Here is a 13,808-nt window from a genome sequence, read left to right as displayed (position 1 = left end):
CCCGGGACCTGCGCCCGGGACCTCCCGCGGCTGCACCTTCGGAACGGCTAAGATGGATGCCATGAGTAGCATGACGGATCCTCTCGACAACGACCCCATGCGTGAGCTTTCCGGCTCCGGATCGTCCACCGCAACCATTGAGCGCGAGGAACTGCGCCAGGAAGTGGAGCCCGGCGACCGTGAGCGCTTTTCGCACTACGTGCGCAAGGAAAAGATCATGGAGTCCGCCATGACGGGCGAACCGGTCATCGCGCTGTGCGGCAAGGTCTGGACGCCCGGACGGGATCCGCAGAAGTTCCCGGTCTGCCCGATGTGCAAAGAGGTCTATGACGGGCTCCGCCCGGGCAACGACGGCGGCAGTGGGTCCGGCGGAGACTCAGGCAACAACAAATAGTGACGGAGACACTCTTCGGCGGACCCACCCTGCCCCCGGCCTACCCGGAACGTGCAGCCTGGGGAACCGCCCCGAAGCTCCGTGCCTGGCAGCAGGAAGCCCTGGATCTTTACTTCAGCAGGGCTCCGCGCGATTTCATGGCCGTGGCCACCCCCGGCGCCGGTAAGACCACCTTCGCGCTCAGGGTGGCCTCCATGCTCATCGAGGCCGGCACGGTGAACCGCGTGACGATCGTCGCGCCCACCGACCACCTGAAGCGGCAGTGGGCAGACGCTGCCGCGCGCGTCGGCATCGCCATTGACCCGAACTTCAAGAACTCGGACGGCCAGCACGGCCGCGGGTTCATCGGCGTGGCCGTGACCTACGCGCAGGTGGCCAGCAAACCCATGCTGCACCGGGCCAAAACCGAGGCCGCCCGCACCCTGGTGATTCTTGATGAAATCCACCACGGCGGCGAGGCGCTGTCCTGGGGCGACGGGCTGCGCGAGGCCTTCGACCCCGCAGCCCGGCGGCTGTCCCTGACCGGTACGCCGTTCCGGTCGGACACCTCGCCCATTCCGTTCGTGGAGTACACCGAGGACCGCGAGGGCATCCGGCGCTCGAAGTCGGACTACACCTACGGCTACGGCAACGCGCTGCGTGACCACGTGGTGCGCCCGGTTATTTTCATGGCGTATTCGGGACAGATGCGTTGGCGCACCAGCGCGGGTGACGAGATGGCCGCGTCCCTTGGCGAGGCCGCGGTCACCAAGGACATCACGTCACAGGCCTGGCGGACCGCCCTGAACCCGGCGGGGGAGTGGATCCCCGCCGTCCTGGCAGGAGCGGACAAACGGCTCAGCGAGGTCCGGCGGTCCGTTCCCGACGCCGGCGGCCTGGTGATCGCCACCGACCACGACGACGCCCGGGCATACGCCGGCCAGCTCAAGAAGATCACGGGCGAGTCGCCGACGGTGATTCTGTCCGACGACGCGAAGGCCTCAGACAAGATCGAGGAATTCACGGCCAGCGACAAGCGCTGGATGGTTGCCGTGCGCATGGTGTCCGAAGGCGTGGACGTTCCGCGCCTGTCGGTGGGCGTCTACGCCACCTCCACCTCCACCCCCTTGTTCTTCGCGCAGGCCGTGGGGCGCTTTGTGCGTTCCCGGAAGCGGGGCGAGACGGCCTCGGTTTTCCTGCCGTCCGTTCCCCAGCTGATGGCGCTCGCCAACAGCATGGAAGCCGAACGTGACCATGCCCTGGACCGGCCGCAGAACGACGACCCGGACGGCCTGATGGACCTCGAAGAGTCCCTGATGGACGAGGCGAACCGTGAGGAGAAGGCCTCGGACAGCCTGACCAAGGGCAAGTTCGAGGCGCTGGACTCGCAGGCGTCCTTCGACCGCGTGCTGTTCGACGGCGGCGAGTTCGGCACGGGCGGCGACATCGGCTCCGAGGACGAACTGGACTTCCTCGGCATCCCGGGCCTGCTGGACGCCGAACAGGTGGGCATGCTGCTCCGCCAGCGCCAGCATGAGCAGCAGGGCCGGAAGAAACGCCAGAGCCCCGCGGCCGCTCCCGCTGCCCCCGCAGTACCGGACCACCGGATGCTGGTGGACCTGCGGAACGAGCTGGCGAAGAACGTGGCGGCCTGGTCTGCGCGGACGGGCACCCCGCACGGCGTGGTGCACACGAAACTCCGGACCGTCTGCGGCGGCCCTCCGGTTGCCCAGGCGAACGAGGAGCAGCTCCAGTCCAGGCTGAAAAAGCTCCAGGACTGGTTCATCGGCCGGAAGTAGCAGGGCGGGGAAGAACGGGGAGCAGGGACCTACTCGAGGTCCACTCCGCCCAGTTCCATTTCGGCGTAGGCGTCGTCGAGGTCATCGGCGATGCCCGCCGTCAGCCGCTTGATCACGGTGACGGAGTAGCCGGCCTGGACCGCATCCAGGGACGTGGCCATCACGCAGTAGTCGGTGGTGAGGCCCACCACCACGACGTCCTCCACGTCGTGGCTCTGGAGCCAGTCATCGAGGCCGATCGCATCTTCCTCCGGCGCATAGGCGGGATCCGCTGCACCGGGCATGGACCCGGGCTGCCGCTCCCCGGTGGGGACGGCGTCCTCTGGTGCCAGCAGGCCCTCGAACCCGGAGTAGGCCGCGGTGTAGAGGCCCTTGTGGAAGTACGCCTGGATGTGTTCGGTGTCGAGCTCCGGGTGAAGCTCGGCACCCTGGGTCCCCGCCACGCAGTGCGGCGGCCAGGTGTCCTTGAAGTCCGGGGCTTCCGAGAAATGGGCGCCCGGATCGATGTGCCAGTCCTGCGTGGCCACGATGTGGTCGAACTGGCCGTGGTGGTTCTCGACGTACTCGCTGATGGCCCCGGCCACGGCGGCCCCGCCCTCCACCGGCAGTGCGCCGCCCTCGCAGAAATCGTTCTGGACATCGACGATGATGAGTGCCCGTGCCATCGGTTCTCCTCAGTTCTCTTCGTAGATTGTCGGGATGGCCGGCTCGCCGCGGTGCAGGCGGTGGACCACTGCCGGCAGCTCGGCCAGCGAATCAGCGTGGCGCCGCCGGGCTCGCAGGACTCCTTCGTGGCCGGTCCAGCCCGGCAGGAGTTCGCCGTTCTTGATGAACTGCTGCAGCAGCGTGCGGTCGTTGCCGTCGTCCGCTGGCCGGTGGCCCACGCCGATGAGCTCCTGGGTGGCCGTGCCGTTGTCGTTGAGCCGGCGGAGGGCGTACTTCCGGCCGCCCTTGCTCGTCTTGTTCTTGGCGGCCTTCGCCACCGGGACGAACTCCCCGGCGTCGTTGGTCCGGCTGACCAGCTTGTAGACCATGCTGGCGGTGGGCGCGCCGGAGCCGGTCACCAGGGACGTGCCCACCCCGTAGGAGTCAACGGGGGCGGACTGCAGCGCCGCAATCGCGTATTCGTCCAGGTCCGAGGTCACCGTGATGCGGGTATGTTCGTTGCCCAGCTCATCCAGCAGGTGCCGGACCCACTGCGCCTGTTCCACCAGGTCGCCGGAGTCCAGCCGCACGGCGCCCAACTTGTCCCCGGCGATGTCCACGGCCGTACGGACGGCCGTCTCGACGTCGTACGTGTCCACGAGCAGCGAGGTGCCGGCCCCCAGGGAGGCGACCTGCGCCTCAAACGCGTCCCGCTCGGTGTCATGGAGGAGCGTGAAGGAGTGGGCGGCGGTGCCCACCGTCTTGAGGCCGTACCGCAGCCCGGCCTCGAGGTTTGAGGTGCTGTCGAACCCGGCGATGACGGCGGCGCGGGCGGCAGCCGTGGCCGATTCCTCCTGCGTCCGCCGGGACCCCATCTCGATGCAGGGGCGCTGACCCGCCGCCATCACCATGCGCGACGCCGCCGAGGCGATGGCGCTGTCGTGGTTGAGGACGGACAGCACGTACGTCTCCAGGATGCACGCCTCTGCGAACGTTGATTCGACGATCAGGATGGGGGAGTTGGGGAAGTACGCTTCGCCCTCGGCATAACCCCAGATGTCGCCCGTGAAGCGGAAGTCTGCCAGGTAGTCGAGGGTCTCCTTATTGACGACGCCGGTGCGCGCCAGGAATCCCAGCTCCGCCTCGCCGAACCGGAACGCCATGATGCCTTCCAGCAGTCTGCCCGTACCGCCCACAACCCCGTAGCGGCGGCCGTCCGGGAGCCTGCGTGCGAACGCCTCGAAAACGGCCTTGCGGTGCGCGGCGCCGGAGTGGAGGGCCCCCTGCAGCATGGTCAGCTCGTAATGGTCGGTGAACAGGGACGTGCGGGGCTGCTCCCAGCCGGCGGAGTTATTCACAAAAATCACTCTAGTCCCCACCGGCTCCCACGTCTCGCTTCGCTTCGCCGCGGGGCCCTCGCCGGCGTGGGCCCACCCACCGGCTCCCACGTCTCGCTTCGCTTCGCCGTGGGGCCCTCGCCGGCGTGGGCCCACCATCGCCATAGAATGGACAGATGACCTTAAGCGTTGCGCTCGGCCCTGACACCCAGGAGAGCATCCAGACCGGAACGGCGGTGTCCACCGATACCCTGACCGCCCCGGACGTCCCTTGGAACCTTGTCATCTGGAATGACCCCGTCAATCTGATGAGCTACGTCAGCTATGTTTTCCAGAGCTATTTCGGCTACTCGGAAACCAAGGCCAACAAGCTGATGCTCGAGGTCCACAGGAAGGGCCGGTCCATCGTTGCCCACGGCAGCAAGGAACAGGTGGAGCAGCACGCGGTCGCGATGCACGGGTTTGGCCTGTGGGCCACCGTGGAAAAGGCCACCGGCGGAGACAGCGGGGGCGGCAAACGCGGCGGACCGGGCAAGGGCAAGGGAAAACGTGGCTAAGGCTTTCAAGTACGGACTCAAGGGCATCACCGGATTCCTCGAACCGGCCGAGCGGGAACTGCTGCGCAGCCTGTTCGCCGACGTCATCTCCATGCTGGAGCCGGCCGACCGCGGCTCCGAGGATCCGCTGGCCGCGCTGATCGGACTGGACATGGAGGTCCGCGAACCCCAGGACCGCGCCCTCCGGCGGCTGCTGCCCAACGCAGTGAAGGACGACGCCGCCGCCTCGCTTGAGTTTCGCCAGCTCACCGAACGCTCCCTGCGGGAAAGCAAGATCGGCGCGCTGCGCGCCGCCGCGCTGGGCCTGGACAAGGATGAGCTCGTCCTGACCCCGTCTGATGCCCGGCACTGGTCCACGGCGCTCAACGACGTGCGTCTGGTGCTCGCCGAGCGGCTCGACATCCGGGACGAAGCGGACGCCGACCACGTCCACCAGATGCAGGACTGGTCCCAGGCCGAGGACGTGGAAAGCTACCTCGCCCTGGTGTACAACTTCACCACGTGGCTGCAGGAGTCGCTTGTCCAGGCGATGCTGCAGTCACTGGACACGCGGCCCTGAGGGGTTTCCGGGGTGGGCAGCTCCTTCGGCCCTGAGCGGTTAGGGCTGCGCCGAATGTGACAAATTCGACATGAGTCGCCCGCCACAAGTGATGGCCGCACCTCACGGGAAGACCTATCCTCAAATAATCATGACTTCAGCATCGAGCATGGATCCGGCAGCGGGAGCTGCAGCGGAGTCCGCAACGGCCGACGGCATAAATGTGGGATCGCTGCCGATCGGCGTCTTCGACTCCGGGGTCGGCGGCCTCACGGTGGCGCGGTCGATCATCGACCAGCTGCCCAACGAGTCCATCCTCTACGTCGGCGACACCGCGCACGGACCGTACGGACCGCTGCCCATTGCGGAGGTGCGCGCCAACGCCCTGGGCGTCATGGACGAACTCGTGGACTCCGGCGTCAAGCTGCTCACCATCGCCTGCAACTCGGCGTCGGCCGCTGTGCTCCGGGACGCCCGTGAGCGCTACACCGCGCGCTACGGAATCCCCGTCATCGAGGTGATCCAGCCGGCGGTACGCCGCGCCGTGGCGGCCACCCGCACCGGCCGGGTGGGCGTGATCGGCACCTCCGCCACCGTGGGGTCCCGGGCCTACGAGGACACGTTCGCCGCGGCGCCTGACCTGGAGATCACCTCCGTGGCCTGCCCGGCTTTCGTGCCCTATGTGGAGGCCGGCATCACCACCGGACCTGAACTGCTCGACGTCGCCCGGGAGTACCTGGAGCCGCTGAAGGCAGCCGGCGTGGACACCGTGGTGCTGGGCTGCACGCACTACCCGCTGCTGACCGGCGTGATCTCCTACGTCATGGGCGAGGACGTCACCCTGGTCTCCAGCGCCGAGGAAACCGCCAAGGACGTCTACCGGGCGCTGGCCAGCAACGGCCTCGAAAGGACGGACCCGGCGCGGCCCGAGCACAGCTTCATCGCCACCGGCGATCCCGGCCAGTTCGAGGCCCTGGCCCGAAGGTTCCTCGGGCCGGAGGTGCTCAGCGTCAAACATGTGGACCACGTCGCGGCGCAGTACCCCACCGGCAGCTTGGCGAGGATCACCCCTGAAATGATCGAGGCCGCGCGGAACGCGGCGGCACGCCCGCGCATCTCCAACTTCGTCGGGCAGACCGCCGGCAGCGGGGCTGCCCCCGGGGGGTCCTTCCTGTGAAGCTCACCATCGTCGGCTGCACGGGCTCATTTCCCGGCCCCGGATCACCCGCCTCCTGCTACCTCCTGACCGCCAGCGACGGCGAACGGGTGTGGAAGGTGGTCATGGACCTCGGCAGCGGTGCCCTGGGCGCCATCCAGCGGTACACCGACCTCGAGGACATCGACGCGATCTTCCTCACACACCTGCACCCCGACCACTGCATGGACCTGTGCGGCCTGCACGTGGCCGTGCGCTGGAAGCCGGGCGGCTGGGACCGGGGCAGGATCCCCGTCTGGGGCCCCGCCGCCACCGCAGACAGGATGGCAACTGCCTACGGCCTGGACCTGGACCCCGGGATGCACGAGGAGTTCGACTTCACCAACTGGACCGAGCGCCAGTCGGTCACCGTCGGCCCCTTCACCGTGACGCCGTTCGCCGTGAACCACCCGGTGGAGGAGGCCTATGCGCTGCGCGTGGAGGTGACCGAGCCGGACGCCGCCGGGAATGCCGTGACCCGCGTACTGACCTATTCAGGGGACACGGACTCGTGCCGCGGGCTGGAGGAGGCGGCCAAGGACGCCCACCTCTTCCTCTGCGAAGCGGCGTTCGAGGAAGGCCGCGACGACGGCATCAAGGACGTCCACCTGACCGGCAAACGGGCCGCCGAGGCAGCCACCGCCGCGGGTGCCCGCCGGCTGCTCCTCACCCACATTCCGGTGTGGACTTCGCAGACCAAGGTCATGGCCGAGGCGCGTCCCGCGTTTGCCGGTGACGTCGCCGTGGCCGTGGCGGGCGTGCACTACACCGTCTGAGCCGGCAGCTACCAACCCGGCGCCGGCTGACGTGACACGTCCCGCCTGTAGCCTCGATAAGCTAAAGGCATGACTTCCGAAGCAACCACTGCCCCCGTCATCCGTGCCGACGGCCGCACCCCGGACCAGCTCAGGCCCATCAGCATCACCCGCGGCTGGTCCAAGCAGGCCGAGGGGTCGGCCCTCATCGAGTTCGGCAACACCCGGGTCCTGTGCACCGCTTCCCTCACTGAAGGCGTTCCGCGCTGGCTCAAGGGCGAAGGCCGCGGCTGGGTGACCGCCGAATACGCCATGCTCCCGCGTGCCACGAACACCCGCTCGGACCGCGAGTCCGTCAAGGGCAAGATCGGCGGCCGCACCCACGAGATTTCCCGCCTCATCGGGCGCTCGCTGCGTTCGATCATCGACACCAAGGCCCTGGGGGAGAACACCATCGTGCTGGACTGCGATGTCCTGCAGGCCGACGGCGGCACCCGGACAGCGGCAATCACCGGCGCCTATGTGGCGCTCGCCGAGGCCATCCGCTTTGCCCGCGAGAACAAGATGATCGCCCGCAACGCCCAGCCCCTGATCGACACCATCGCTGCTGTGTCGGTGGGGATCATCGACGGCATCCCGATGCTGGACCTGCCGTACATCGAGGATGTGCGCGCCGAAACCGACATGAACGTCGTGGTGACCGGCTCCGGCAAGTTCGTCGAGGTCCAGGGCACCGCCGAGGGCGCACCCTTTGACCGCGACGAGCTCAACAAGCTGCTGGACCTGGCCCTGCTGGGGACAGAACAGCTGGCCGCCATCCAGCGCGAAACCCTGGCCGAAGCGCCGTGAATGGGAACAGCGCCGTGAGTGGGAACAGCGCCGTGAATGCCGGAACTGCACCGGGGGCTTCTCCCCGGCTGGTGCTGGCCACCCGCAACGCCGGCAAACTGCGGGAGCTGCGTGAGCTGCTGCGCGGGCAGATCCCGGGCCTCGACGTCGACACGCAGGTAGTGGACGCGGCCGCCGTCGGAGCCCCGGACGTCGCGGAAACAGGGGTGACCTTTGCGGAAAATTCCCTGCTGAAGGCGCGGGCGGTGGCTGAGGCCACGGGACTGGTGGCCATCGCTGACGACTCCGGGCTGGCAGTGGATGTCCTCGGTGGTGCGCCGGGGATTTTCTCGGCGCGGTGGGCTGGCCGCCACGGTGACGACGACGCCAATCTGCACCTGCTGCTGGCCCAGTTGGCGGACGTGCCGGACGGGCACCGCGGTGCCGCCTTCGTGTGCGCGGCGGCCCTCGCGGTGCCGGCGCCGGCATCCGGGGACGGGGCCCGCGAGGTGGTGGAGTACGGCCAGCTGGCCGGAACGCTGCTGCGCGAACCGCGCGGTGAAGGCGGGTTCGGCTACGATCCCGTCCTGGAACCCCTGGGCCTGGACCGCAGCTGCGCAGAGCTCAGCCCGGAGGAGAAAAACGCCATCAGCCACCGCGGCCTGGCGTTCCGCGCGCTGCTTCCCTCGATCGTGGAGGCACTGCGGCAATAAATCTTCTGCATACAGGAAAGGCACCTCAGTTCTGAGGTGCCTTTCCTGTTTGGGGTTCCGGCTGTGCAGAAAGCTTGCCGGAGTGCCGGTCAGTCGAGGTTGGTTTTGCGTTCTGCCTCGGGCTCGTGCTCCTCGATGAACTCCTCCACCGGGTCCGTGCCGAAGGCCGCGGCCTCGCGCTTGGCGGCCATGCCGCGGATCACTTCAATGCCCACCGGGATCACCGAAAGCAGGACAATGATGATGAAGATGATGTCCAGGTTGTCCCGCACCCACGGGACCTTGTCGCCCAGCAGGTAGCCGAGAAGGGTCACGCCGCCGCCCCAGAGGACAGCGCCGATGACGTTGAACAGGAAGAACTTCCGCTTGTCCATTCCGGCGACGCCCACGATGACGGGAACAAACGTGCGGATGATGGGCACAAAGCGGGCCAGGATCAGGGCTTTGCCGCCGTGCTTTTCGAAGAACTTGTGTGCGCTGTCGACGTTCTCGCGCTTGAAGAGCCGTGAGTCCGGCTTGTTGAAGATGGCGGGGCCGGCCTTGGACCCGATGAGGTAGCCGGTCTGGTTACCGAGGATGGCGGCCACGATGATCAGTGCGGCGAAGAGCCAAATGTTGAATTTGATCGTGTCCGTGGCCACGAGCAGGCCCGCCGTAAACAGCATGGAATCGCCGGGCAGGAAGAACCCGATCAGCAGCCCGGTTTCGGCGAAGATAATGCCGCACACCAGCAGAACAACCCACGGGGCAAGGGCAGGGTCGGCGAGGAACACCTGGGGGTTAAGCCAATCGGGCAGGAATGATGCCAGATGCGGCTGGACGGGGCCGGCGCCACCCAGCGCGGGCACGGCAAAGTCGCTCAATGCATTAAAGTTCACGTTTCAAGGGTACTTGACGGGTTCAGCGCCCCGGCCGGGCTACAGTTGTCCCCGTGAGTTTGGACTTTACGGCGATCGACTTCGAGACCGCCAACGGCTTCCGCGGTTCGCCGTGCGCCGTTGGCCTGACCAAGGTCCGTGGCGGCGTCATCGTCGAGGAGGCCTCGTGGCTGATGCGGCCGCCGGAAAACCACGATTCATTCGATTATCACAACGTCCGTGTCCACGGCATCAGGCCCGAACAGGTGGCGGGCAAGCCCCGCTTCGGTGAGCTTTTTCCGGAGATCGGCGCGTTCATCGGTGGCGACATCCTCGCAGCGCACAATGCCGCCTTCGACCTCGGGGTAATCCGTTCCGGGCTTGAGGTCTCGGGGCTTCCCGGCCCCGCCTACGACTACGTGTGCACTGTGATGCTGTCCCGGCGCTGCTACTCCCTGGTTTCAAATTCCCTGCCCTTCGCCGCCGAAGAGGCGGGCGTGCCCCTCGTGAACCACCACGACGCCGCCGAGGACGCCAGGGCATGCGCCGGCATCCTCATCGACATCGCCGGGCGCAACCGGGCCAGCAGCATTGCCGAGCTCTACCTTTCACTGGGGCTTTCCATACCTCAACAGGCTGCGTTCGACCCCTCCGCCGGTGAGCTTTCGAAAGCCACTGCTGCGGCACTCGCCGCCGCGGGCGGCGCCGGTGCTGACCGAGTGGTCCGGCCGTTCCGCAGCGGATGGCCCGAGGAAGGACCCAATCCAGAGCCCAATCCCGACGCCGAACCCGGGAACCCGCTGTTCGGGCAGACCATCGTCTTCACTGGCCAGCTCGCGATGCCGCGGCCCGAAGCGAAGACGCGGTCCGCTGAACTGGGGGCGCGCCCGGAAAGCCGGGTCACGGCGCGGACCAGCGTCCTGGTGGTGGGGGACGGCTTCGTGGCGGGCGACCTGCGCTCCGGCCGGCTCACGGGCAAGGCCAAACGCGTGCTGGAGCTGCACGACCGCGGCCAGGCCATCGAGGTGATTTCCGAGGGGGAGTTCCTGCAGATGGTGGGCGGCGCACCGGCATACCTGGCGGACGCTTCCGCAGGTCCTGCAGCCTTTTAACTGACGCTCCCTCACATCCTGCGGGTTTTCTTCAAACGCTCCCTCACGTCCTGCCGGGTTTCTTCGAACGCTCCGTCAGGTCCTGCCGGAGCGGACGAGACCACCGGCAGGACATGAGGACGCGTTGCGGAATACCGGCAGGATCTGAGGGGGCGTCCTAAAACGCGTGGGTTGGTGGGCGGCGCCCGGTACACACGGCGCAACAAAGCTTCCCTCCGCCGTCGGCCTTCTCCTAGCCTTGCCCCATGGGCAAGCTAAGCACACTGGGCAATTCAGGCGGACTGGGTACCGTGTTCGCCTTTCCCAACCCGGTCAACGAGTACGCGGCCCGCATCACTGCCGGGCTGGTGGTCCTGCTTGCCGCCGCAACTCTGCTCACCGGCTTCGGCTGGGGCCTGGCGCTCATTGCCGCCGGTTTTTGGCTGCGGGTGCTGTTCGGCCCGAGGATCTCCCCGCTGGCCCTGCTTTCGGTCAAGGTCCTCGCCCCGCGGCTGGGGCGGGTCAAGCTGGTGCCGGGGCCGCCCAAGCGTTTCGCACAGGGCATCGGCGCAGCGATGTCCACGGCGGCCGCCCTCCTGCTGGCCGCCGGCCTCGCGCCTGCCGCCTGGATCCTGCTCGCCGTGCTGATTATTGCCGCTTCGCTGGAAGCCTTCGCCGGGTACTGCCTCGGCTGCGCCATCTTCGGCCTGCTGCAGCGCCGGGGGCTCATCCCCGAAGACGTCTGCGAGGCCTGCAACAACATTCCGCTCAGCCAGATGTGACGGCAACCAGCTGCCCGGCCATGCCGCGGATCACCTCGGGCGCCTCGAGCGCGTCCAGCCAGTCCGTGGGCAGGCAGGCCGTGCCGTAGTACGCGCCCAGGATGTTGCCTGCGATGGACCCGGTGGAATCGCTGTCGCCGCTGTGGTTGATGGCCACGGCTATGGCCGCCTTGAAATGGTCCACCGGATGCGCCGTGCCGTCTGGCTCTGCGCTGAGTCCGGGCGTCCGTGGAGTCGTGGCCAGGACCGCATAAAGCCCGACGGCGAGAGCCTCCTCTGCGACCCAGCCCTCACCCAGTTCACGGACCAGGTCCTCCGGGCTGAGCAGGGTGGCCTCGCCGGCGAGGCGGACCGCGGCCCCCAGCCGCTCGCGGAGTTCGGGCGCCGCCCCGTTGTCGCCCAGCACCCGGGCCAGGGCAGCCTGCGCTGCCTCGGCCAGGCTGCTGCCCTGCACCAGGGAATGGATGAGCAGGCTGAATGAGCCCGCGCTCTGCCGGGCGGAGGGATGCCCATGCGTGAGTGACGCCGCGTCGGCACTCAACTTGTACACGGAGTCCGCCGGAATGTGCGGAACGAGACCGAAGGGGGCGGAACGCATCACCGTTCCGCAGCCCTTTGAATCAGGATTGACCGGACGGGCGGCCGTTCCCATTTCACCGGTGGCCAGCCCGCTCAGGCAGGCATTGCCCGGTGCCCGGCGGTGCCGCAGCACCTCCTGGCCGTCAATCCAGCGGGACTGCGGCCGCGGCGCGGATTCGGGAAGGGGCACGCCCTGCGTGTCCAGCCAGCGCAGGTACGCAAGCCACACGCAGGCGTTGGCATCGGCGCCGACACCGGAGTTGGCCCACTCCAGGGCCTCGACGATCCCGTCCACCGTGTAGAGCGTCATCTGCGTGTCGTCCGAGAAATGCGTCCCGCCGTCGAGCATGGAAAAATCCCGGAGGCCTCCGGCGCCAAAACGGCCCCGGATCTCGTCTATCGGAGCGAACTCGACGGCGTAGCCGAGCGAGTCGCCCAGGGCGCCGCCCAGCAGGCAGCCGTGGATGCGGGACTCGGAGGACGGAATGGTGCCGGGATCATTGCTCATGCAGGCAAATTTACCTGCCCGCGGGATCTCTCCCGGCCCTCTGGTTCCGGACTCAGTGATGTGGACCGCTGCGATCCCGGACCGCGCTGTGATGTCGCCCTCTCAATGCCGGGCCGCCAGCCACCGGACGATAAGCTCGGATTCAGCAACCGTCCAGACTTTGCTGCCAGACTGCTGGGGCCGGCTCCCGACGTGAGCGGCGTTCCCCCGCTGACCGAAACAAAGGATTCCCCCCGCCATGACCACCCCTGTGTCCGTTCCCCCGACCGACCACCGGCAATCCGCCGGTGACAACGGATTCCGGCCAGGACTCCTGTCCAGGCTCGGAGCGGAGGCCTTCGGAACGCTCTTTCTGGTGGTCGCCGGGCTGGGCGTGCCGCTCTTCACCCTGCCGCAGTCCAACCCGCTGCCAGGCGCCCTCGCCGGCGGCCTCGCCGTGACTGCGGCGATGCTGGCCTTTGCGTACATCTCGGGCGGCCACTTTAACCCGGCCATCACGCTGGGCAACCTCGTTGCGGGGAGGATCGGCATCGCCACAGCCGCGGCCTACATCGGCGCGCAGCTGGTCGGCGCGGCGGCGGGCGCGCTCGCCCTGTTCGGCATCCTCCGCACGGTGCCTAACATTCCGGACGCCCGCACGGCGTTTGACACCGTCACCGCCGGCTTCGGCGAGCACTCCGTGATCCAGACGTCGATGGCCGGCGTGCTGCTCGTGGAAGTTCTGGGGGCAGCCCTCCTGGTCGCAGTGTTCCTCGGCATGACGGCCCGCCGCAACATCCATGCGGCCGCCGCCCCGTTCGCCGTCGGGCTGGCATTTGCCGTGCTGCTTCAGCTGGGCCAGGCCCTTGGCAACGCACCCTTCAACCCCGCCCGGGCCACCGCCTCTGCGCTCTTCAGCAGCAGCTGGGCGCTGGAGCAGCTGTGGCTGTTCTGGGTGGCCCCGCTCGTCGGTGCCGGCATTGCAGGCCTTGTTTTCCGTGGGTTCGCCGATGCCCGGGACCGCAGTGCCGCCGCCTTGGACACTGACCACACCGACGACGAGGCGGACGCCAAGTCTGACCTCGTGGATGACATTGACGACGACGTGGACGAACAACCCGCCGCAGAAACGCGCGTGGCAGACGAACACGTGGCTGATGGCAGGGCCGCAGCGCCTGAGGCAGGCAGCGACGAGGCGCGCGACTTCTTCGACGGGCCGCGCAGCAAGCAGTCCTGACGCGCCGAAGCGCGGGGTCGGCTATTTTGTCAGTG

At 67.9% G+C, this 13,808-nt stretch carries 15 protein-coding genes; 11 read left to right on the top strand and 4 right to left on the bottom strand.

Annotated elements, in window-relative coordinates; translation table 11 throughout:
• Positions 1 to 52: 52 nt before the first annotated feature.
• Both ACFQ50_RS08875 and ACFQ50_RS08870 read left to right on the top strand, forming a co-directional pair.
• Positions 53 to 394 (top strand): DUF3039 domain-containing protein, encoded by a 342-nt coding sequence (locus ACFQ50_RS08875; RefSeq protein WP_377995156.1) that lies wholly within the window; start codon positions 53 to 55, stop codon positions 392 to 394.
• Positions 394 to 2,172 carry a DEAD/DEAH box helicase gene (locus tag ACFQ50_RS08870; protein ID WP_377995155.1) on the top strand — a complete coding sequence of 593 codons (1,779 nt, stop codon included), beginning with the start codon at positions 394 to 396 and terminating at the stop codon, positions 2,170 to 2,172. Before ACFQ50_RS08875 ends, ACFQ50_RS08870 begins: the two co-directional genes overlap by 1 nt.
• A 29-nt stretch (positions 2,173 to 2,201) precedes the next feature.
• Here the strand turns inward: ACFQ50_RS08870 and ACFQ50_RS08865 are convergent, their stop codons facing one another.
• Together ACFQ50_RS08865 and ACFQ50_RS08860 are read right to left on the bottom strand one after the other, a co-directional pair.
• Positions 2,202 to 2,837, bottom strand: coding sequence for an isochorismatase family protein (locus ACFQ50_RS08865; RefSeq protein ID WP_377995154.1), 636 nt, complete (start codon positions 2,835 to 2,837; stop codon positions 2,202 to 2,204).
• A 9-nt stretch (positions 2,838 to 2,846) separates the two neighbouring features.
• Positions 2,847 to 4,175 carry a nicotinate phosphoribosyltransferase gene (locus ACFQ50_RS08860; protein ID WP_377995153.1) on the bottom strand — a complete coding sequence of 443 codons (1,329 nt, stop codon included), beginning with the start codon at positions 4,173 to 4,175 and terminating at the stop codon, positions 2,847 to 2,849.
• Positions 4,176 to 4,330: 155 nt separating this feature from the next.
• Between ACFQ50_RS08860 and clpS the strand changes: the two genes are divergently transcribed.
• The 6 genes from clpS to rdgB all read left to right on the top strand — a co-directional run bounded on the left by clpS (position 4,331) and on the right by rdgB (position 8,740).
• A complete protein-coding gene (clpS, locus tag ACFQ50_RS08855; RefSeq protein ID WP_214848029.1) occupies positions 4,331 to 4,711 on the top strand; it encodes an ATP-dependent Clp protease adapter ClpS in 381 nt (126 codons plus the stop codon).
• Complete coding sequence (locus ACFQ50_RS08850; protein ID WP_377995152.1) at positions 4,704 to 5,270, top strand: DUF2017 domain-containing protein; 567 nt, start codon at positions 4,704 to 4,706, stop codon at positions 5,268 to 5,270. Before clpS ends, ACFQ50_RS08850 begins: the two co-directional genes overlap by 8 nt.
• Before the next feature lie 130 nt (positions 5,271 to 5,400).
• Entirely contained in the window at positions 5,401 to 6,426 is a 1,026-nt protein-coding gene (gene murI, locus ACFQ50_RS08845; RefSeq protein WP_377995151.1) for a glutamate racemase, read from the top strand.
• Positions 6,423 to 7,220: an MBL fold metallo-hydrolase gene (locus ACFQ50_RS08840; RefSeq protein WP_377995150.1), complete on the top strand. Its 798-nt coding sequence runs from the start codon at positions 6,423 to 6,425 to the stop codon at positions 7,218 to 7,220. The genes murI and ACFQ50_RS08840 overlap by 4 nt, the downstream gene beginning before the upstream one ends.
• 69 nt (positions 7,221 to 7,289) lie before the next feature.
• Entirely contained in the window at positions 7,290 to 8,048 is a 759-nt protein-coding gene (gene rph / locus ACFQ50_RS08835; RefSeq protein WP_003805875.1) for a ribonuclease PH, read from the top strand.
• Positions 8,049 to 8,062: 14 nt separating this feature from the next.
• On the top strand, positions 8,063 to 8,740 hold the full coding sequence (rdgB, locus tag ACFQ50_RS08830; protein ID WP_377995149.1) for an RdgB/HAM1 family non-canonical purine NTP pyrophosphatase: 678 nt from the start codon (positions 8,063 to 8,065) through the stop codon (positions 8,738 to 8,740).
• Positions 8,741 to 8,829: 89 nt separating this feature from the next.
• Here the strand turns inward: rdgB and ACFQ50_RS08825 are convergent, their stop codons facing one another.
• Complete coding sequence (locus ACFQ50_RS08825) at positions 8,830 to 9,603, bottom strand: VTT domain-containing protein (RefSeq protein WP_377995192.1); 774 nt, start codon at positions 9,601 to 9,603, stop codon at positions 8,830 to 8,832.
• A gap of 68 nt (positions 9,604 to 9,671) precedes the next feature.
• Between ACFQ50_RS08825 and ACFQ50_RS08820 the strand changes: the two genes are divergently transcribed.
• Both ACFQ50_RS08820 and ACFQ50_RS08815 read left to right on the top strand, forming a co-directional pair.
• The gene (locus ACFQ50_RS08820) at positions 9,672 to 10,709 is read left to right on the top strand and encodes an exonuclease domain-containing protein (protein WP_377995148.1); all 1,038 of its coding nucleotides are present in this window, start codon (positions 9,672 to 9,674) and stop codon (positions 10,707 to 10,709) included.
• A gap of 245 nt (positions 10,710 to 10,954) precedes the next feature.
• Positions 10,955 to 11,470, top strand: coding sequence for a DUF4395 domain-containing protein (locus ACFQ50_RS08815; RefSeq protein WP_377995147.1), 516 nt, complete (start codon positions 10,955 to 10,957; stop codon positions 11,468 to 11,470).
• On the opposite strand, the gene ACFQ50_RS08810 is transcribed toward ACFQ50_RS08815, so the two are convergent.
• Positions 11,457 to 12,557, bottom strand: coding sequence for an ADP-ribosylglycohydrolase family protein (locus ACFQ50_RS08810; RefSeq protein WP_377995146.1), 1,101 nt, complete (start codon positions 12,555 to 12,557; stop codon positions 11,457 to 11,459). The two genes, ACFQ50_RS08815 and ACFQ50_RS08810, sit on opposite strands and share 14 nt — an antisense overlap.
• A 238-nt stretch (positions 12,558 to 12,795) precedes the next feature.
• Between ACFQ50_RS08810 and ACFQ50_RS08805 the strand changes: the two genes are divergently transcribed.
• Positions 12,796 to 13,773 (top strand): MIP/aquaporin family protein, encoded by a 978-nt coding sequence (locus ACFQ50_RS08805; RefSeq protein WP_377995145.1) that lies wholly within the window; start codon positions 12,796 to 12,798, stop codon positions 13,771 to 13,773.
• Positions 13,774 to 13,808: the final 35 nt, after the last annotated feature.

Origin of the sequence: Arthrobacter sp. NPDC056493 (assembly GCF_042795115.1) — a bacterium.
In the GTDB taxonomy this organism is placed as follows: Bacteria; Actinomycetota; Actinomycetes; order Actinomycetales; family Micrococcaceae; genus Arthrobacter.
This window is presented reverse-complemented; position numbering and strand designations above follow the sequence as displayed.